Origin of the sequence: Chelativorans sp. Marseille-P2723 (genome assembly GCF_902809845.1) — a bacterium.
Classification (GTDB): domain Bacteria; phylum Pseudomonadota; class Alphaproteobacteria; order Rhizobiales; family Rhizobiaceae; genus Chelativorans.
On sequence record NZ_CADDWI010000009.1, the window covers coordinates 265,182 to 283,857 of the forward strand.

16 protein-coding genes are annotated in these 18,676 nt (G+C 60.0%); 10 read left to right on the forward strand and 6 right to left on the reverse strand.

Going from position 1 to position 18,676, the window contains the following annotated elements; genetic code table 11:
• From HUS57_RS08615 to HUS57_RS08630, 4 genes are all read right to left on the reverse strand, one after another.
• Positions 1-1,038 (reverse strand): c-type cytochrome, encoded by a 1,038-nt coding sequence (locus tag HUS57_RS08615; RefSeq protein WP_246727805.1) that lies wholly within the window; start codon positions 1,036-1,038, stop codon positions 1-3.
• A complete protein-coding gene (locus HUS57_RS08620) occupies positions 1,035-2,126 on the reverse strand; it encodes a c-type cytochrome (protein ID WP_173932755.1) in 1,092 nt (363 codons plus the stop codon). The genes HUS57_RS08615 and HUS57_RS08620 overlap by 4 nt, the downstream gene beginning before the upstream one ends.
• 41 nt (positions 2,127-2,167) lie before the next feature.
• Positions 2,168-2,707, reverse strand: a complete 540-nt coding sequence (locus HUS57_RS08625; RefSeq protein WP_246727806.1) for a cytochrome c oxidase assembly protein — start codon at positions 2,705-2,707, stop codon at positions 2,168-2,170.
• An 87-nt stretch (positions 2,708-2,794) separates the two neighbouring features.
• Positions 2,795-3,427 carry a hypothetical protein gene (locus tag HUS57_RS08630; protein ID WP_173932759.1) on the reverse strand — a complete coding sequence of 211 codons (633 nt, stop codon included), beginning with the start codon at positions 3,425-3,427 and terminating at the stop codon, positions 2,795-2,797.
• Between the two features lie 243 nt (positions 3,428-3,670).
• Between HUS57_RS08630 and HUS57_RS08635 the strand changes: the two genes are divergently transcribed.
• From HUS57_RS08635 to HUS57_RS08645, 3 genes are all read left to right on the forward strand, one after another.
• Positions 3,671-4,825 (forward strand): efflux RND transporter periplasmic adaptor subunit, encoded by a 1,155-nt coding sequence (locus HUS57_RS08635; RefSeq protein WP_173932760.1) that lies wholly within the window; start codon positions 3,671-3,673, stop codon positions 4,823-4,825.
• Positions 4,826-4,855: 30 nt separating this feature from the next.
• On the forward strand, positions 4,856-7,987 hold the full coding sequence (locus HUS57_RS08640) for an efflux RND transporter permease subunit (protein WP_173932762.1): 3,132 nt from the start codon (positions 4,856-4,858) through the stop codon (positions 7,985-7,987).
• 211 nt (positions 7,988-8,198) lie between these two features.
• Positions 8,199-8,690, forward strand: coding sequence for a MaoC family dehydratase (locus HUS57_RS08645; protein ID WP_173933251.1), 492 nt, complete (start codon positions 8,199-8,201; stop codon positions 8,688-8,690).
• Positions 8,691-8,782: 92 nt separating this feature from the next.
• Here HUS57_RS08645 and HUS57_RS08650 read toward each other — a convergent pair whose 3' ends face one another.
• Positions 8,783-9,640 (reverse strand): tetratricopeptide repeat protein, encoded by an 858-nt coding sequence (locus HUS57_RS08650; RefSeq protein WP_173932764.1) that lies wholly within the window; start codon positions 9,638-9,640, stop codon positions 8,783-8,785.
• 129 nt (positions 9,641-9,769) lie between these two features.
• Positions 9,770-10,000: a 30S ribosomal protein S21 gene (gene rpsU, locus HUS57_RS08655; protein ID WP_173932766.1), complete on the reverse strand. Its 231-nt coding sequence runs from the start codon at positions 9,998-10,000 to the stop codon at positions 9,770-9,772.
• A gap of 294 nt (positions 10,001-10,294) precedes the next feature.
• Between rpsU and HUS57_RS08660 the strand changes: the two genes are divergently transcribed.
• The 7 genes from HUS57_RS08660 (at position 10,295) to HUS57_RS08690 (ending at position 18,647) form a co-directional block, all read left to right on the forward strand.
• A complete protein-coding gene (locus tag HUS57_RS08660) occupies positions 10,295-11,548 on the forward strand; it encodes a sarcosine oxidase subunit beta (protein ID WP_173932768.1) in 1,254 nt (417 codons plus the stop codon).
• 10 nt (positions 11,549-11,558) lie between these two features.
• Positions 11,559-11,873, forward strand: a complete 315-nt coding sequence (locus HUS57_RS08665) for a sarcosine oxidase subunit delta (RefSeq protein WP_173932770.1) — start codon at positions 11,559-11,561, stop codon at positions 11,871-11,873.
• A complete protein-coding gene (locus HUS57_RS08670) occupies positions 11,870-14,863 on the forward strand; it encodes a sarcosine oxidase subunit alpha (protein ID WP_173932772.1) in 2,994 nt (997 codons plus the stop codon). Before HUS57_RS08665 ends, HUS57_RS08670 begins: the two co-directional genes overlap by 4 nt.
• A complete protein-coding gene (locus tag HUS57_RS08675) occupies positions 14,856-15,407 on the forward strand; it encodes a sarcosine oxidase subunit gamma (RefSeq protein ID WP_173932774.1) in 552 nt (183 codons plus the stop codon). The genes HUS57_RS08670 and HUS57_RS08675 overlap by 8 nt, the downstream gene beginning before the upstream one ends.
• A gap of 57 nt (positions 15,408-15,464) precedes the next feature.
• Positions 15,465-15,788: a hypothetical protein gene (locus HUS57_RS08680; RefSeq protein WP_173932776.1), complete on the forward strand. Its 324-nt coding sequence runs from the start codon at positions 15,465-15,467 to the stop codon at positions 15,786-15,788.
• 30 nt (positions 15,789-15,818) lie between these two features.
• Positions 15,819-16,304, forward strand: coding sequence for a DUF992 domain-containing protein (locus HUS57_RS08685; RefSeq protein ID WP_173932779.1), 486 nt, complete (start codon positions 15,819-15,821; stop codon positions 16,302-16,304).
• Positions 16,305-16,538: 234 nt separating this feature from the next.
• Positions 16,539-18,647 (forward strand): hypothetical protein, encoded by a 2,109-nt coding sequence (locus HUS57_RS08690; RefSeq protein WP_173932780.1) that lies wholly within the window; start codon positions 16,539-16,541, stop codon positions 18,645-18,647.
• Positions 18,648-18,676: the final 29 nt, after the last annotated feature.

Genomic DNA, 18,676 nt, shown 5'->3' on the forward strand with positions numbered 1-18,676 from the left:
CTACTCCAGGCCAGAAAGATAAGCAGCGAGCGCGGAAAGCTCGCCGCCGGAAAATTGGCGGAAGGGGGGCATCCGGTTTTCCGGCTTGATGTGCTGACCGTCGGTGATCCACCGCATCAGAGCCTTTGTGTCGTTCGGCAGCGCGGCTGCAGCGAGCGAAAGCCGGCTGCCCACGTGGGTAAGGTCAGGCCCGATAAGCCCCCGAGCCTCGGTTCCGCGCACCTGATGGCAGGCACCACAGCCATTCTCCAGAAAGAGGCGCTGTCCCCTCTCCTGCTCTGCTGTCGCGGGAGCGCGTGCCCCTTCTGCCTTGCTGGCAAGCCACGCGTCGTATTCGTCCTGCGGCATGGCGACAACGAAGAAGGACATGAGCGCATGCGCACCGCCGCAATATTCGGCGCATTGCCCGCGCGAGACGCCCGCCTCCGTGGCCTCCACTACGAGTTCGTTGGTGCGGCCGGGAATCATATCCAGCTTGCCGCCCAGTTGCGGAGCCCAGAAGCTGTGGATCACATTGTCGGATTCGAGCAGCAGCCGCACGGGCCGATCCACCGGCAGGCGCAATTCATTGGCGCTTGGTATTTCTTCGCCCTCCGGCGTGGTGTAGACAACCTCCCACCACCAGAGCTTTCCGCGGATGGTGATGGACTCCAGTCCCACCTGCGCGCTGCGCATCGCGCCCGCCTGCATGATCAGAAGACCATAGACGAGCAACCCGGAAAGCACCGTGACGGGAAAGACGATGCCGCCGCCGATAATGATCCAGTCCTGCCCCAGCCAAGTCCGCCAGCGTTCCGGTCCGTAGAGAGCCACAGCCACCAGGACGACCACGATCAAGGTAACAACGAGGCCGACCCATGTCGCGGTCCAGAAGAGGGGGCCGATGCTGAAAGCTTCGACACCGCGCGGAGAAAGTGCCGATTGCGGGCCGGAGCATCCAGCTATGGGCAGGATGAGGAGGAGAGCGGCGGCGATGCTCCGCGTGACGGGCTGCCGCCCGGCAGCGACTGATCTCTTGAGAAAACGCATCGCCATCATCGCTGCGCCGCCTCCCCTGCGATAGGACGTTGCGACGCGAAAAAGGCCGCTACGCCCTCGATCTGTTCCTCGCTCAACCGCTGCGCGATGGGCGCCATGATGGCCGCATAGGTCGAACTGGCACGCACCCCGTCCCGGAACAGGCGGAGTTGGATGGCGATATATTCGGCCGGAAGCCCGTCGAGCCGGGGGAACTCGCCGGAAGCGCTATCGGCGTGGCAGGACCGGCAGGCAGGTATATCGCTGCCGCGGATGCCGTGCTCGGCTATCTCCTCTCCCCGGCGGAGCGCGGCTGAACCAGGTGGTGTTTGCGAAGGCATGGGCGCGCCTGATGCATTGGAATAGAAGCGTGCGAGCTGCTCAATCACGTCCGTCCCCAGTTCATTGGCGATCGGCTCCATGATGCCGCTCTGGCGCCTGTTCTGCGCATATTCAATAAGGGCGCGGCGCAGATAGGCGGGCTTCTGCCCATGGAGCGGCGGCGCGAAAGGATGAACCGGCGCGGTCTGTGCATCACCGTGACAAGCTCCGCACATGGCCGCGAGACCCTCGACACTCATATCCTGCAGGAAGGCGAAATCGGCCGTGCGGGTGCTGCCCGTCAGCTCTGCATAGGTCTTTAGATCCATATTCGGCAGCCGTTCCAGAAAGGCCACCAGCGCCCAAACCTCCTCGTCGTGGCCAGGCGCCGGCCATGAGGGCATGCCAGTGAATTTGAGGCCGTTCTTGACGATCCAGAAGAGTTCCTCAGTCTGCCAATGATTAACCGCCTCGGAAAGGGGTGGTGGTGCAGGATACATCTCCGCGACGACCGGATTTCGCGAACTCGCCGGCGAGGCGTGGCAAGGCTCACAGCCGAGCGCATAATGCCGCGCGCCCAAGCGTGCGAGCGCCTCCTCGGCAAGCCCCGCCGGCGGCTCGATGCCGAGGCTGTGGGTTTTCACCGAACGCCTCAACGTCAGGCGGATGACTGCATTGGTGATGTCAAAATGATGTCTTGCCGCCGCGACGTTGTAGACTCCCGAGAAAATGAAGACTGCGCCCAGAGCAAGACCCGCGAAAAGCACAATGACCAGGGCGAGGAACAATCCCTTCCGCCCTGGCAGCAACGGCCGGCGCATGTCTATCGTCAGACAGTCAGGTCACGGCGTTCGATATCGCGCAGCCAACGCGCGGCAATCACGACACCGGCCAGAACATAGGTCAGGGGGCAGACAGCCAGCATGATGAGGCCGGCAAGCTGCTGGTCGGGCAACAGGACTCCTTCTGCCACATGGTGACTGCCGGTCCATAGTTCTGCCGCTCTGGGATAGAGCACGCGGGGAGCGAAAGCGAGCAGCACGCCAAGCAGGCAGAAAAGCTTGCCGGTGACAAGCAGCGCTCCCAGCGCCTTCCAGCGAACCTCTTCGGCGTCCTCCATCACGCATCTCCAGAACCATAAGGCCGCTGCGAAGAGGGAGGCGTGCATCAATAGCTGCAGGGCGGGTACGGCAAATGCGGCTGCCATCGGCGCCGGCATATGCCAACTCCACAGCAATGCGATCTGGGTGAGAGATGCCGGCCACACCCAACCCGCGTAGGTCGTCTTGACAGGAGGGCGGGCGAGGACGCGCCACAGGACAACAAGAAACGGGGCCGCGACGTTCATCGCCAGAATGTGGATGCTCATATGATGAGTGAGAACGCCGACCGACTCCATGCGTGAGCTAACATCGCGGCCGTCAACTTGTTCCCTGATGTGGCGTACGAGAGGCGGTCATTCCCCGCCGACCGTCCGCGCAGCCGCCTGTTCGCGCATCAACTGCTCGATCTGCCGCCGCTCAAATGCCGAGCGTACCTGCCGCGTAACCACCATTTCCGAAAGGAGAACCCGCTTGCCATTCCGTTCAACGATGTCATAGTCGCGCTCGGCCGCGACTGGCCGATCCTCGGGGCCGTAAGTTGCCACCACCGTCAGGCGCAGGCGGCGCAAAACCGAAATATGCCCGTCCCCCTGCTCCTGCGCATGCTTTATGATCTGTCTGTAGGAGCCGAGTTCCACTGCTTCACCGCTGCCGAGCGGCCCCTGATAGCCATCCTCGTCCGAGACCCGTGTGGGGTCCACCCTTCCGCCATGATCGGTCAGCGAACAGATGATCCGCTCCTCCGGCGTCTTGCCCTGCAACTCTGCGATGACACCTTCGATATAGATCGCCTCGGTGCTCATATTGGTGACAGCGCAGCGGGTGGCGAGGCTGTGGCCGTTGGCCCGGTTTATCAGAATCTTGCAGCGGCGGCTGCGCCGGTAACCACTCAGGAGAAGCTGGAAATAAAGTGCCCAGACGACCAGCATCAAGGCGCTGAGGAGCACGTTCAGAGGATCGCTGTGTTCGGTCAGCCAGTTCCACATACGCCAAGATTCCCCCTTGTCGCTTCCATTCGGCCGCCGCCCCTGCAGCGGCGCCTCCTGCATCAGGAACGCGAGAGCTTGCTCCCGGTTCGGGGGAAAAAGCAGGAAAGCGGAAGCGTTACAGCAATTTAATATTATAGTTGGTGAAATCGGACCGGTTCTTGCCGTAAAAGGTGCGTAGAAAATCGGGTACACGCTGTCGCTGAGATCAGGCGGCGGCTGGAAAACGATCCGGAGAATTGAATGTCCTGGTGGAAGCAGGCCCTGCTCGCTCTTGTCTTACTACTGGCCGCGGCCGCCATTTGGTATTCCTTTTTCCCCGGCGCGCGCCAGTTGGCGGCGGATTGGGGGCTGACGCAAACGCCGGCGGTCGCCGCTGTTCCGCCTGGCGAGAGGGGAGGCGGTGCGACGCAGGGCAGCCGACGCATGGCTGGTGGTCTTGCGAGCCCGGTCGTCACCGCGCCGGTAACAAGTGCCACCATCAATGATCGTCTGAGCGCCATAGGCACGGGCAAGTCGCGCCATTCCGTCAGCGTACGACCATATACCTCCGGGCGTCTTACGGAAATTCTTGTAGGTCCCGGCATGGAGATAAAGGCGGGCGAGGTGATCGCGCGCATGGACGCCGAAGCCGAGCGCATTGCAGTCGACCGCGCCGAACTTGCTCTTGACGATGCGCGTGCACGGCTGGAGCGGATCAACGCCCTGCGTTCTTCCAATACCGTGACCGTCGTTCAGCAGACAGAGGCCGAGCTGGCCGTGCGCAATGCCGATTTGCAGTTGCGGGAGGCGCGCCTGGCGCTGGAGCGGCGCGAGATCGTAGCTCCCATCTCCGGAACGGTTGGTATCCTGCCTGTCTCGCCAGGCGATTATGTGACTTCGGCAGATCAGGTCGCCACGATCGATGATCGTTCCGAGATCCTGATCGACTTCTGGGTGCCGGAGCGCTTCGCGCGGCTACTGCAGGTCGGTGCGGCAATCACGGCGCAATCGGTCGCACGCCCAGACGAAACCTACCGGGGCACCGTAGCAGCCATCGACAACAAGGTAGATCCGGAAAGCCGCACATTGCACGTTCAGGCAGGCATTGCCAATCCGGCGGCTACGCTGCGTTCCGGCATGGCCTTTCGCGTCATCATGCAATTTCCCGGTGAAAGCTTCCCCGCAGTTGACCCGCTGTCCGTGCAATGGAGCACGGAAGGTGCATATGTCTGGGTAGTGCGCAACGGAGCCGCCATAAGGACGCCCGTGCGCATCGTCCAGCGCAATACTGAAAGCGTTCTCGTAGACGGTGCCTTTGCCGACGGCGACCAGGTGGTGGTTGAGGGCGTCCATGCTGTGCGCGAAGGTCAGGAAATCCCCGTGGCCGGCGGAGATAGCTCCCGCAGGGGCACTTAAGCGCCATGCGCGAAGTGAGAGCATGATGCCATGAGCAGCCGGAATATCAGAAAATCGAGCGAAGGTATCACCGCACTCTTCGTGCGCCGTCCGGTCCTGGCCCTCGTCGTGAACACGCTGATCGCCGTTGCCGGACTTGCAGCATTTTTTGGCGTTGAGGTGCGGGAACTGCCGGACGTGGACCGGCCCGTAATTTCTGTCACCACGCGCTTCGAGGGCGCCGCTGCGGAAACGGTGGACCGCGAGATCACCGCGATCATTGAAGGATCGGTGGCCCGCGTCGCCGGTGTTTCCGCCATCTCATCCTCTTCCTCGTTCGGGCGCAGCCGCGTCACGATTGAATTCCGGGAGAACGTCAATCTCGACTCCGCGGCTTCCGACGTGCGCGATGCCGTCGGGCGTGTTCAGAACCAGCTTCCTGAAGATTCAGACCTGCCCGTAATAGTGAAGGCGGACGATGACGCCCAGGCAATCATCCGTCTCGCGGTAACCTCCACGAACATGACCGTCGAGGACATGTCGCTACTTGTGGAGGACGAAATCATTGACCGCTTCGCGGCGGTTCCGGGAGTTGCCACGGTGCAGGTCTATGGCGACCGGGCCAAGATTTTCCGCATCGACATAGATCAGGCGCGGCTGGCGAGCTACGGGCTTACCGTCGGCGACATCCGCAACGCAGTGTCTTCCATCGCATTCGACAGCCCTGCCGGCTCGCTTACAAGCACGAAGCAGGATCTTATCGTGCGCACCACGTCGTCTGTAACCAAACCGGAGGATTTCGAGGACCTGCATCTTGCAGAGAATGTACGCCTTGGGGAGGTGGCAACCGTCATTCTCGGTCCGGACGAGGGTGAAAGCCGGCTGCGCACCAACGGGCAAACGGGCATCGGGCTCGGCATCGTGCGCCAAGCCCAGTCGAACACCCTCGACATTTCCGCAGGCGTACAGCGCGCCGTCGAGGAATTGCAACCGAACCTGCCTGCAGGCATGGCGATTTCGATCACCAGCGATGAGGCGATCTTCATTCAAGGCGCGCTGAACGAGGTGGTCTTTACGCTGGTCATCGCCATAGCGGTGGTCTTGCTGGTCATCTATGTCTTCCTGCGTGACTGGCGAGCGACGCTCATCCCGGGCGCCACGATCCCGGTTGCGCTGATCGGCACCCTGGCGGCGATCTATCTGGCCGGCTTCTCCATCAACATATTGACCATGCTGGCGCTTGTTCTGGCAACCGGGCTTGTCGTGGACGATGCCATCGTGGTGCTGGAAAACATCGTGCGCCGCCGTAACCAGGGCATGGGTCCGCGTGCGGCAGCCGTGCTCGGCACGCAGGAAGTCATTTTCGCGGTTATCGCTACCACCGCAACCCTGATTGCAGTCTTCCTTCCGCTCTCCTTTCTGCCTGGTCAAGCAGGCGGCCTCTTCCGCGAGTTTGGCTTTGTCCTGGCGCTATCGGTTGCGTTGTCCTCAGTGGTGGCGCTGTCGTTGTGCCCCATGCTCGCCTCTCGCCTTCTTACGTCCGGCGAAGAGACGAAGGACGAGGACGGCGAAGCCGAACGCAGCACCGGAGGGCGTATTGGCGCTGTCTTTTCTCGGCTTTATGAACGCAGCCTGCGAGCCAGTCTCGACATGCCCGCAGTGATCGTGCTTGCTGCCGTTCTCTTCTCCGCCTTGGCATACGGGTTGTTCAGCACTGTGCAGACAGAACTGACGCCGTCCGAGGACCGTTCCTCGGCATTCATGCGTGTTTCCGCGCCACAAGGCGTAAGCATTGATTATCTTGCAGGCAAGATGCTCCAGATCGAAGAGCTGCTCGCACCCTTGCGCGAGTCAGGCGAGGTTCGCAGCACTTTCTCGGTCACCGGCATGGGTGGCGGCAATTCGGCCTTTCTCGTGCTCACCCTTGCGCCATGGGACGAACGTACGCGCAGCCAACAGGAAATCCTCGACGAGGTAAACGCTCTTGCGGCTCAGGTGCCTGGCGTGCGGGCCTTCGCTTTCCAGCCAAACAGCCTCGGGATACGCGGGTCCGGCTCAGGCCTGCAATTTGCCGTCGCCGGTAGCAACTATGAGCGGCTGACAGATGCGGCCATGGCCATTATCGCGGAAATGGAACAGGACCCCCGCTTCGAGGCGCCACGGCTGACGCAGGATGCCACACAGCCACAACTCATGGTCGACATTGACCGGGAGCGCGCCGCCGATCTTGGTATCGGCATCAATGGCCTGGGCGAAGCCATCCAGTCGCTGCTCGATGGCCGCAAGGTGGGCTCCATCTTCATCGACGACAAGAGCTTCGACGTAAAGCTGCTGTCCACCACCAGCCCAATTAACGATCCGACAGACCTGGAAAATATCTTCATTCGGACTGGCGACGGTCGCTACGTTCCATTGTCCACCATCACACAATTGCGCGAGGAAGCCGTGCCCCCCTCGCTCAATCGTGAGCAGCAGTTGCGCGTGGTCCGCATCACTTCCGCGCTGGCTTCCGATTTCCCGTTGGGTGCCGCGCTGGAACGGGCGGAGGAGATTGCCGAACCCCATCTCCCCCCCGGCAGCCGCATCATTCCGCTGGCGGAGGCGGCCACGCTTGGAGAGACGCAAGGCAGCATGCTGCTGACCTTCGGCTTCGCACTTGTCATCATCCTGCTTGTGCTGGCTGCCCAGTTCGAAAGCTTCGTTTCGGCCATCATCGTCATGGCTACCGTGCCGCTGGGGTTGGCCTGTGCTGTCATCGCACTTCTTCTGACGGGCACCAGCCTCAACGTCTACAGTCAGATAGGGCTCGTTCTGCTAGTAGGCATCATGGCCAAGAATGGCATCCTCATGGTGGAGTTCGCAAACCAGTTGCGCGACAGGGGGCTCGGCGTGCGCGACGCAATCGAGAAGGCTTCCCTTATCCGCTTGCGACCTGTGACCATGACCATGGTATCCACCGTTGTAGGCGGCCTGCCACTTGTCATGGCCTCCGGCGCGGGAGCCGAGGCGCGAATCGCGCTTGGCTGGGTAATCGTGGGCGGGCTTGGGCTTTCTGCTATTGCCACCCTCTATCTCACGCCCGTAGCCTATCTGCTTCTCGGCCGCTTTGTCACACCGAAGGTCGAGGAGGAGGCGAGGCTTGAGCGCGAGCTGACGCATGCCGCCACGAGCAGCAAGCTCTGATTGCGCATTTCCGGCGCCTTCTTGCAAAAAGGTTAAGCTTCGAAAATCATCGGCTTCCTTCCACGCAAACGACAGGATGGTCGATGACATCGTCGCCAGGAAGCTGTATCAGTCCGCCTCGTCATCCGAAGAAAGCCACCGAGCAGGAAGGCGGGTGGCATGATGGCATGGATGTTAGATTATATCGCTCACTGGCGGAGGAGCGGAGTTGCTGGATACGCGAAGGATAAGCATAGAGGAAGCTCAGGCGCTCATCGGCCAGGAGGTTGGCGTTTCGAGATGGCGGACGGTCTCCCAAGAGATGATCGACCAGTTTGCCGTCGCGACGGACGACCATCAGTTCATACATACCGATCCCGAGCGCGCTGCTAGCGAAACCCCCTATGGCGGCACCATTGCGCATGGATTTCTGACACTGTCCCTGCTTTCAACGATGATATTCGAAGCCGTTCCGCCGCTTGAAGGAACTGCGATGGGCGTCAATTATGGCTTCGATCGCATCCGGTTCATGAACGCAGTGCGATCCGGAGCGCGAATCCGCGCTCGCTTTGTGCTGGCGAATCTCAAGGTGCGGATCTCCGGCGTAGCCGAAATGCACTACGATGTGACGGTAGAGATCGAGAATTCCGCAAAGCCGGCGCTTACGGCGCGATGGCTGACGCTTGCGCTGCCCCCGGAACTGGCCAGCCAGCCGGCGTCATAGCGGGCCGAGGTCCGCCCGCTCCTGCGCAACCGGTTCACGATGGTTTTAGGCCAGCGACCTTATTCTCACAAGTCAGGGCTTCAGCTCCTGGATTAGGCGCTTGCCCTGCCCGTCCGGCCGATGCCTTCGCGGGCGGGTCCATAATTGGGATCAAGTTGGAGCGCACGCGAGTAAGAGCGGCTGGCCTTGTCCATTTCGCCTCGCCGTTCGTAAACCAGCGCCTGGTTTGCCCAGCTCTCGGCGATGCTGTCGTCGAGACGTATCGCAGTGTTGAAGTCGGTGAAGGCGTTTTCATCGTCGCCTAGAGCGAGATAGGACAGCCCCCTGCCGTTATATCCATAAGGCTGGTTCGGAGCGAGTGAGATTGCTTTGGCAAAATCCTCGATCGCAAACTGATGCTGGCCGCTTGCCTGATAAAGAAGGCCGCGGCGATGGAACGCCCTGGGATCGGTGGTGTCGAGCTGGATCGCTCGCTCGAAATCCTGGAAGGCTTCCGTGGATCGGCCAGCTAGCCGGTAAAGCTCCCCACGCCCTACATATGCCGAATCGTAATTGGGGTTGAGTGCAATGGCCTGATTGTAGTCGGCAAGCGCCTGTGTATTGTCGCCCACATACCGATGGATCAGGGCCCGGTTAGCATAGGCGCGGTATGACCGCGGGTCGAGCGTGATGGCTTGATTGAAATCCTTTAAAGCCTCGCGGTACTGGCCGGCACGGCCATAAGCTGCGCCACGGATATTATAGGCTTCCGGATCGTCAGGCGTGCGCTGGATGACAGCCGTTAACGATGCAATGTTTTCCTGAGATCCCTGCGCGGTGTCGATCCGGGAGAAATCGCCCACCATATCGGTGGACGTACTGCAGCCAGCAAGTGCAATGCCAGCCACCAGCAATAGGCTCGCCCAGCCCCGCCGCGAACCATTACGTCCAGCGTTCGTCACATCAGCCATCAATCCGTCGCCCTCATGTCCCCACAGCCGCTTCAAGGATATGGGAGCGGCTGCAACAAAAAAGCAGCGGCGATTCGTTATCGCGCCACCTCGACACTAGAGCGGCGGAAAAGGACGAAATCAGGGCACTTAGCGCGCTGCGACCCGACCGCCGCCGAGGATACCCTCGCGCTGCGCGCGCTTGCGTGCCAGCTTGCGTGCGCGCCGTACCGCCTCAGCTTTCTCGCGCGCCCGCCTTTCGGAGGGCTTTTCGTAATGCCCGCGCATCTTCATCTCACGGAAAATGCCTTCACGCTGCATCTTCTTTTTAAGCGCGCGAAGCGCCTGATCAACGTTATTGTCGCGGACGAGTACCTGCACCTGGGCGTTCCTGTAAAGGTTGATCTTATGCCGGTAGCCTCACGCTCGGTTAAGCGAAACAGCCACCCGGCTCCTGCAGCATAATCCTGCCGCAGAATGCGCGCGCTGATATCAGAATATGCGGACAATGTCGAGAGACTTTGTCGCAAGGTCCGCCGGGAGAGCATAGCGTCGATCGCTCTTGCCGGTAATTGGCCCAAAACGGCACATCCCGTCGCAATCAGTCTATGCCCGCATGCCGGCATTCGCTACTGATAGCCTTCTTCCCCGAAGAGAGTGAAGGCCGGAGCTTTGATGAGAAAATATTCCATCTTCGCTATCGCGCGCGAAGCGCTGCGTGGCCACAAGGGCTGGCCGGAACAATGGGGCTCGCCTGAGCTAAAGAAGGCTTACGATGTCATTATAATCGGAGCGGGCGGACACGGGCTCGCAACGGCCTATTATCTCGCTCGGGAGCACGGAATTACAAATGTCGCAGTGCTGGACAAGGGCTGGCTGGGTGGCGGCAATACAGGGCGCAACACCACCATCATCCGCTCAAATTATCTTTATGACGAAAGCGCAGCCATCTATGACCATGCAATAAAGCTCTGGGAAAACCTCAGCCAAGAGTTGAACTACAACGTGATGTTTTCCCAACGCGGCGTGATGATGCTCGCCCACAATGTTCAGGACGTGCAAAGCTTTCAGCGGCATATCCACGCCAACAGGCTGAACGGGGTGGATAATGAGTGGCTGACACCGGAGCAGGCAAAGGAATTTTGCCCGCCGCTGAATATTACGAGGGACGCACGCTATCCCGTCCTGGGCGCGGCTCTGCAGAGAAGGGGCGGTACCGCCCGTCACGATGCGGTCGCATGGGGCTATGCCCGCGCGGCATCGGCCCTCGGCGTCGACATCATCCAGAACTGCGAAGTCACCGCGATCAGACGAGGCGCCGATGGCGCGGTTACGGGAGTGGAGACCACGCGCGGCCTTATCCAGGCAAGAAAGATCGGCGTAGTCGCTGCCGGTCATTCATCGGTGCTGATGCAGATGGCCGGCGTCTCCGTGCCGCTGGAATCGTTCCCGCTTCAGGCGCTGGTTTCCGAGCCGGTGAAGCCTGTCTTTCCCTGCGTCGTGATGTCGAATACGGTTCACGCCTACATTTCGCAGTCTGACAAGGGGGAACTGGTGATCGGGGCGGGCACGGACCAATACCCTTCCTATTCCCAGTCTGGCAGCCTGCACATCATTCAGCATACCCTCGATGCCATTTGCGAAATGTTCCCGATCTTCACGCGCATGAGGATGCTGCGCTCTTGGGGCGGCACCGTGGACGTCACGCCGGATCGCTCGCCGATCATCGCCCGTACACCTGTCAAGGGGCTTTATGTCAATTGCGGCTGGGGCACCGGCGGCTTCAAGGCCACGCCCGGTTCAGGCCATGTCTTCGCCCACACCATTGCCCACGACAAGCCACACCCGATTGCTGCACCTTTTACGCTTGAGCGCTTTCGCCGGGGACGGCTTATTGACGAAGCGGCGGCGGCAGCAGTCGCGCATTGAGGGTGCTTCCATGCTTTTGATCCATTGTCCTTATTGCGAGGAAGAGCGTCCGGAGCTTGAATTCCGCCATGCAGGAGAGGCCCATATCGCCCGTCCCCAAAACATTGCGGAAATTTTGGACGAGGAGTTTGAACGCTACTTCTTCATCCGCTCCAATCCAAAAGGCATCGCCTTCGAGCGCTGGCGGCACATTCACGGCTGCGCGCGCTTTTTTAACGCCGTGCGCGATACAGTGACAGACAGGCTTCTCGTCACCTACAAAACCGGCGAGCCGAAGCCGGACGTGGCCAGCAGCACGCCTTCAATGGCAGGACCTGCAGAATGAAGCAGCCCTTCCGTCTTCCTTCCGCGGGCAGACTCGACCCGGCGAGGAGGCTGCACTTCACCTTTGACGGCCAGTCCTACACCGGCCTTGAAGGCGATACGCTGGCCTCAGCGCTCCTTGCCAATGGCGTGCATCTTGTTGGCCGTTCGTTCAAGTATCACCGCCCGCGCGGCATCCTTTCGGCAGGCGCGGAGGAACCGAATGCCCTCGTCGGCATCCACCGGGATGCAGCGCGCCGCACGCCTAATGTACGCGCGACCGTCCAGGAGCTCTATGACGGGCTTACGGCAGTGTCGCAGAACCGCTGGCCTTCGCTCGCCTTCGATCTGGGAGCCGCAGGTAACCTCGGCGCGCCTCTTTTCTCCGCCGGCTTCTACTACAAGACATTCATGTGGCCGAAGGTGGCATGGAAGAAGCTTTACGAGCCGGCGATCCGGCGCGCGGCCGGCCTTGGCGTCGCCCCTGACAAGCCTGACCCCGATCATTATGCCACCCGCTTTGCCCATTGCGACGTGCTGGTGGTGGGTGGTGGCGCGGCCGGCCTTGCTGCAGCACTCGCCGCGAGCGAGTCTGGCGCGCGTGTGATCGTTGCCGACGAGCAGGCAGAAACAGGCGGTGCCCTTCGCTTTGAGACGGGCGCTGTGATCGAGGGGAAGCCCGGCTGGCTTTGGGCGCGGGAAGCGGCTGCCGAGCTAAAACGCAGAGCAAATGTGCGCGTCCTGACCCGCACCACTGCGTTCGGTTACTACGCGCATAACATGGTGTGCCTTGTGGAGCGGCTGACAGACCACCTCCCTTCCCCCGGTCCCGAGGTCCCGCGTGAGCGGGTTTGGCAGGTGCGCGCCCGGCAAGTCATTCTTGCGACCGGCGCCATCGAGCGGCACATGGTTTTCCCGGAGAACGACCGGCCGGGCATCATGTTGGCTTCCGCCGCCCGCACCTATCTGAACCATTATGGAATCGCCGTTGGGCGCCGGGTCGCAGTCTATACCGCCGAGAACTCCGCTTACGCTGCTGCGGTCGACCTGAAGAAAAGCGGCATCGAGGTTACGGCGATTATCGACACGCGGGAATTACCGCAAGGCCCAGCGGTGGAGGAGGCAAAGGCTCTCGGCATCGAGTTTCTGCCGTCCCATGCCGTGATCGGAACGGATGGACGATTGCGCGTCAGAAGCATCAGCGTTTCTCCGCTGCATGGAGGTTGGCGCCGCGAGATAGAAGTGGATACGCTGCTGACTTCTTCCGGCTGGACGCCCTCTGTCCACCTCTTCTCCCAATCGCGCGGCAAGCTGGCCTATGATGCAGGGACGCAGAGCTTTCTGCCGGGCGAATACGCACAGGACGCCACCTCGGTCGGCGCCTGCAACGGAACAACGAACCTTGTCACGACGGTCGAGGAAGCTTTAATGGCCGGCCTCAACGCCGCGCGTAAGGCTGGCTTGGAGAGTGGCACGACGCCGGGAATAAAGGCTGGCGCGGGCGAGCAGTGGTCAAGCGGCACGGCAGGCATGGTTTCGGCGGCAGCGATTGACGAGAGTGGCTTGGCCTTTGTCGACTTTCAGAACGATGTGACGGCGAAGGATATTCGCCAGGCGGTGCGCGAGGGGATGCGCTCCATTGAGCATGTGAAGCGCTTTACCACCAATGGCATGGCCACCGACCAGGGCAAGACATCGAACCTTCATGGTCTAGCAATTGCAGCCGAGATGCTGGGCAAGCCCGCCCCTGAAGTCGGCCTCACGACATTCCGACCGCCCTATACGCCGGTCACTTTCGGCGCGCTGGCCGGCCATTCGCGCGGGCCTCTTTTCGAGCCGACACGTTGCACTCCCATCCATTCCTGGGCAAAGAACCACGGTGCCGTCTTCGAGGATGTCGGCCAGTGGAAGAGAGCCCGCTATTTCCCTCAGGCCGGCGAGGATATGCACGCGGCTGTCGCACGCGAATGCGTGACGGTGCGGCAGGCGGCCGGCATCTTCGATGCCTCGACCCTTGGCAAGATCGAGGTCGTTGGCCCGGATGCGGCACGGTTCCTTGAATTGATGTATACCAATCCGTGGCAGAAGCTGGGCGTCGGGCGCTGCCGCTACGGCATCATGCTGCGCGAGGACGGTTTTATCTATGATGACGGCGTGGTCGGACGGATAGGGCCTGACCGCTTCCACGTGACGACCACGACGGGTGGCGCACCCCGCGTGCTCCACCACATGGAAGATTATCTTCAGACCGAATTCCCGGAGTTGGAGGTTTGGCTCACCTCCACTACCGAGCAATGGGCGGTCATCGCTGTACAGGGGCCGAAATCGCGCGAGATCATCGCGCCCCTGGTCGAAGGTGTTGACCTTTCCGACGCCGCTTTCCCGCATATGTCGGTTCGCGAATGCAACATATGCGGTGTTCCGGGACGCCTCTTCCGCATGTCCTTCACCGGCGAGCGCGGGTTCGAGATCAACGTTCCGGCCGATCATGGCCTTGCCGTATGGGAGGCGGTCTGGGCGGAGGGCCAGAAGCACGGAGCCTGTGCCTATGGCACCGAGACCATGCATGTACTGAGGGCGGAGAAGGGGTTCATCATCGTCGGGCAGGATACGGACGGCACCGTCACACCAATCGACGCCGGCCTTGACTGGGCCATCGGCAAGAAGAAGGGGGATTTTGTCGGCATCCGCGGCCTCAAGAGAAAGGACCTCGTTGCCGAGGGGCGCAGGCAACTGGTTGGCCTGAAGACACAGGACGCAAAAAAAGTGCTGCAGGAAGGCGCGCAGATCGTCGCCGATCCCCAGCAGCAGATACCGATGAAAATGATCGGTTTCGTCACCTCCTCTTATTGGTCAGAGAATTGTGGGCGTTCCATCGCGCTGGCACTGGTTGAGAATGGAAAGTCGCGGATGGGCGAGCGGCTCTATGTCCCCATGGTCAATGAAACGGTCGAGGTGGAGGTTACTTCCGCGGTCTTCTTCGACGAGGAAGGGGAGCGCCTCCATGGATAAGGCCGTGATCGCGCGCCGTGAACCTTTCCTCCCAGGACGCCTTGTCGAATATGCCGGGATTACCATCAAGCCCGCTGGCACCGCCAACCGCATTTCGCTGCGCGCACCGCAGACCTCTCTGGCGATGTTGAGCGAGAAACTTGGTCTTGACCTGCCGCAAAGGCCCAAAAGTTCCACTACCAAAGGAACCCGCTCGGCGCTCTGGCTCGGTCCGGACGAGTGGCTTGTCATCGATGAGGAAGTGGCGGACCTTGCAGGAATCTGCTCCGAGGTTTCCGTGCTCCATTCGGCCGTGGATATCTCCCATCGCCATGCCGCCATCATCGTCTCCGGCTCCTGTGCCGAAGACGTTCTGAACGCTGGATGCCCCCAGAATCTCTCGTTGGGCTCTTTTCCTCGCGGGGCCGTCTCAAGGACAATCTTCGGCAAGGCTGAGATTGTCCTTTGGCGCAGGCAGGAACACGAATTCCGCGTCGAATGCTGGCGTTCCTTTGCAGACTACGTTTTCGGGCTTCTCGAAGCTGCGGCGCGCGCGCCTCAATAAGGTGCGGAACTTCCGTTTCGGCTGAGACGTTGTCTTCCTCAGAAGAGGAACAATGCCATGCCTGCACACACTCGCGGAAGCAAAAGAGACGCCAAACCCTCAGCCCAGGATCTCGAGGAGGAGCTGGAGGAAGGGCTGGAACAATCGTTCCCGGCCAGCGACCCCGTTTCAGTCACCCAGGCGACAAGGACGGGAGCACCAGGTGAACTGGCTACGAAGAATTCAGCCTCGAAGGAGGCGAGTACACCGTCAAGAACGAAGGACTTCAGCACGCTGGAGGAGGAGCTGGACACTGCCCTTCTAGGAACTTTCCCGGCCAGCGACCCTCTTTCGACAACGTCCATTACACGAGTAGGAGCTCCAAGTAAGGCTCCTCGCTGACCGATCACTGACACTGGAGGAGCGGCTGTAATGAAGCCAGTTGCGACCATGATTTCGGCGTTTGCTGTCTTAGCCGGAATGCTGCCCGCATCCGCGCAGACCCGTATGGAAGCCGGCATCCTCGATTGCATTATCGAAGGCGGCCTCAACATAGCCATTGCTACGTCAAAGGAGTTTTCCTGCGCCTTTCAGCCCGCTGATCATACCCGCACGCCCGAAACTTATTCGGGGATCGTGAACCGTTTCGGACTGGAAGTGGGAGCCACCGGCGAGCGCGTAATGCGCTGGGCGGTATTGGCGCCTACTGCGACTGATCCATATGCGCCGGGGGCACTTGCAGGCAATTACGTGGGTGCCAGCGCAGAGGTGACCGCGGGCATAGGTGGCGGCGCAAATATACTGGTGAGCGAGGATAACAGAAATCTGATGCTGCAGCCGATTTCCCTGCAAGCCCAGACGGGTCTTAATCTTGCTCTCGGTGTCACAGGTTTTCAGCTTCGCTCGACCGCGCCCTAACCCCTTGGTTTTGCTATTCCGGACCGGAAGGATACCCGCCGCTCCTGAGAATCCCCAGTAGCGTATCAGGTCGTTTCGCCTGATGCGGCGCCCGGGTTTGCAAGCTCTCTGCTATAGGAAAACAAGACGAGGCTATCGTCATCGGTTGTTCTATCCCGCGCAGGGGGGCGAGCACACTCGCTGCCCCTTCAGTCAGATTAGACTAGCCTCCAGAACACCGTTTGATGATTGCCAATGAAGAACATACATCTCGGGCCGTGCCGACCGCCCAGAGTGATCGGCGAGAAGAAACCTGACATACTGAAGCAGAAGCGGGCCGCTATCGGGAAAAGCCATGCTTGGGCGGCAGTAAACAAGTACCCCGTGCGGCATCATAGCTCCCTTCCGGCCAGCTCAAGCCAGTCTGCTTCCACTGCGCGCTGGGCGCTGTTCTTCGCCACTTTGCTGGTTGTGCAGCATATCGCTTCCGCTCGGCAAGAGATAGCAGCTCGGTCAGGCCACGCGAAGGAAAAGCGACTGCGTCACATCCATAAGAGGCATGCTGCAAAGAATGTATCCCATTCCAAAAACAGTTTTGCATCCCAAATCATGCGGAATGCGCGAAGATGCGAAGGACACGTTCCAAATACTTATCTGACAGATACCATCCTTACGCTTCCAACAAGAAGAAAAGTTGGCATGGATATTCTTCGGAAACAGGGTCTGGATCCAGAGAAGAACTATACCATCACCGATTACATGCCAGGCTTCATTGGCGGAGCTACGACTACCAGTACAAAGCCAATGATTGACATCTATATGGAGGCCCAGGTCTCCCCTCTTCCTTTCTTCGTTCGGGACAATCCAGCAACTTTGAAGATGCTGCCTAATCTTGACGACGCGTTCGAGCGGAAATTCCTAGATTACGTTTCCGAGACCAGCGCACAGTTGTCAATCGATTGCCTGAGGATACTTTCCAGGCACGGTGTTCAGGAGACCGACAAGGCTGATATGATTCCGGTGAGGATCACGCAAACCGTGCGGCATTCAGGCAGTATTTTCATCAGCCACCCAAAGAGCAACCGTGGGTATGTGCTCAAGGTGCATACGAAGCACGCCGTCAAGTATTTCGCGGTTTCCGCAAAGCACTGCGACATCGTCGTACCATTGCGCGCCGATCCCGGCGCACGCTCGAAATGGCTGGAAGCGAATCTTGATCTGTTTTTTGATGGTGCGGTGCTGGCTCGAGCCCACAAGCCGCGTTTTGATCAGCCTACCCTGCGGAATATCTCGGTTCATACTGCGATCGTTCACGGAAACGCTCAAACATTCGAAGAGGCTCTACTTTCCGTTAAATCCTTCGCTTTTGAAGAAACGGACTTTGAAAAAGTATTTCATTTCGCACGTGGCGTTCTCATACCCGGTTACGACGCTGCCCGAGAAGCATCGAAGGGCAACTATGAGGAGGCTGTTCTATCTGCCGGTCTGGACCTGCTTGACGTGGCGTTTTCCGCCACCCAAAAAGCAGGTAAGCTGAAGAAGCTTGGCAAGCTCCTGCCGAGTGAAATCGATGACATCAGTGCTCTACGAAAGCTGGATGATGTCTTCCCTGGCGCTCCTCCAGCCAACGCTGCAACTACATCGCTTGAAAAGAAGGCGCGGATCGACAGAGTTGAGAAGTTCAAGAAGGTAGAGGACACCGCAGTTGTTGCGAGGAGCGAAAAGGCATTCTTATCCGAAGCCGAGAACGAGATCCAAAAGTTAAACAGGCTCGTGAGGGCGGAAAAGAAAATCCGGAACTACTGCCTGCATCCTAGTGAAAGGTGCGAAGCGGTCCTCGAACCGCTACTGAGCCTGCTTAAAGACGCCGGTTATAAGACGAAGGTCCGCGGCATGTATTTTTGGAGCAATGCCAAGACCGACATGCCCAAGAACCATTTCGCAGTTTTGGCGAGCAAGGATGGGGTCGACTATGTCGTTGACATAAGCGCCGGCCAGTTCAGCGAATTCGACATTACCGAGCCCATCGTTGCGACCGACGAAATGTGGCAAAGGACCTATCGGGACGCGGCCCAAAGAACGCTGATAAAGTACAAGGACTACAAATCGATAGCCGCTGCGGGGAATGAATTCAGCACGACACGCTCAGTCCTTCCAACCGACGAGATCCCGGCTGCAAAGATCCTTGCCGAACCCGCCTGGTATAAGAAGGTCGCGAACACGAACAGAGCTGCAGCGAGCTTCCGGTCGCCGTTCGCAGAGGATGACACAGCAACGTCTTTTCGCGCCAGCCAGACGCTGGGTGTACTTGCCACGCTGAGGAGGCCTACAGCGCAGCTATCGCACACCAAACGCACCCGATAGAAAAAGCCCGGCGCATGGCCGGACTTTTT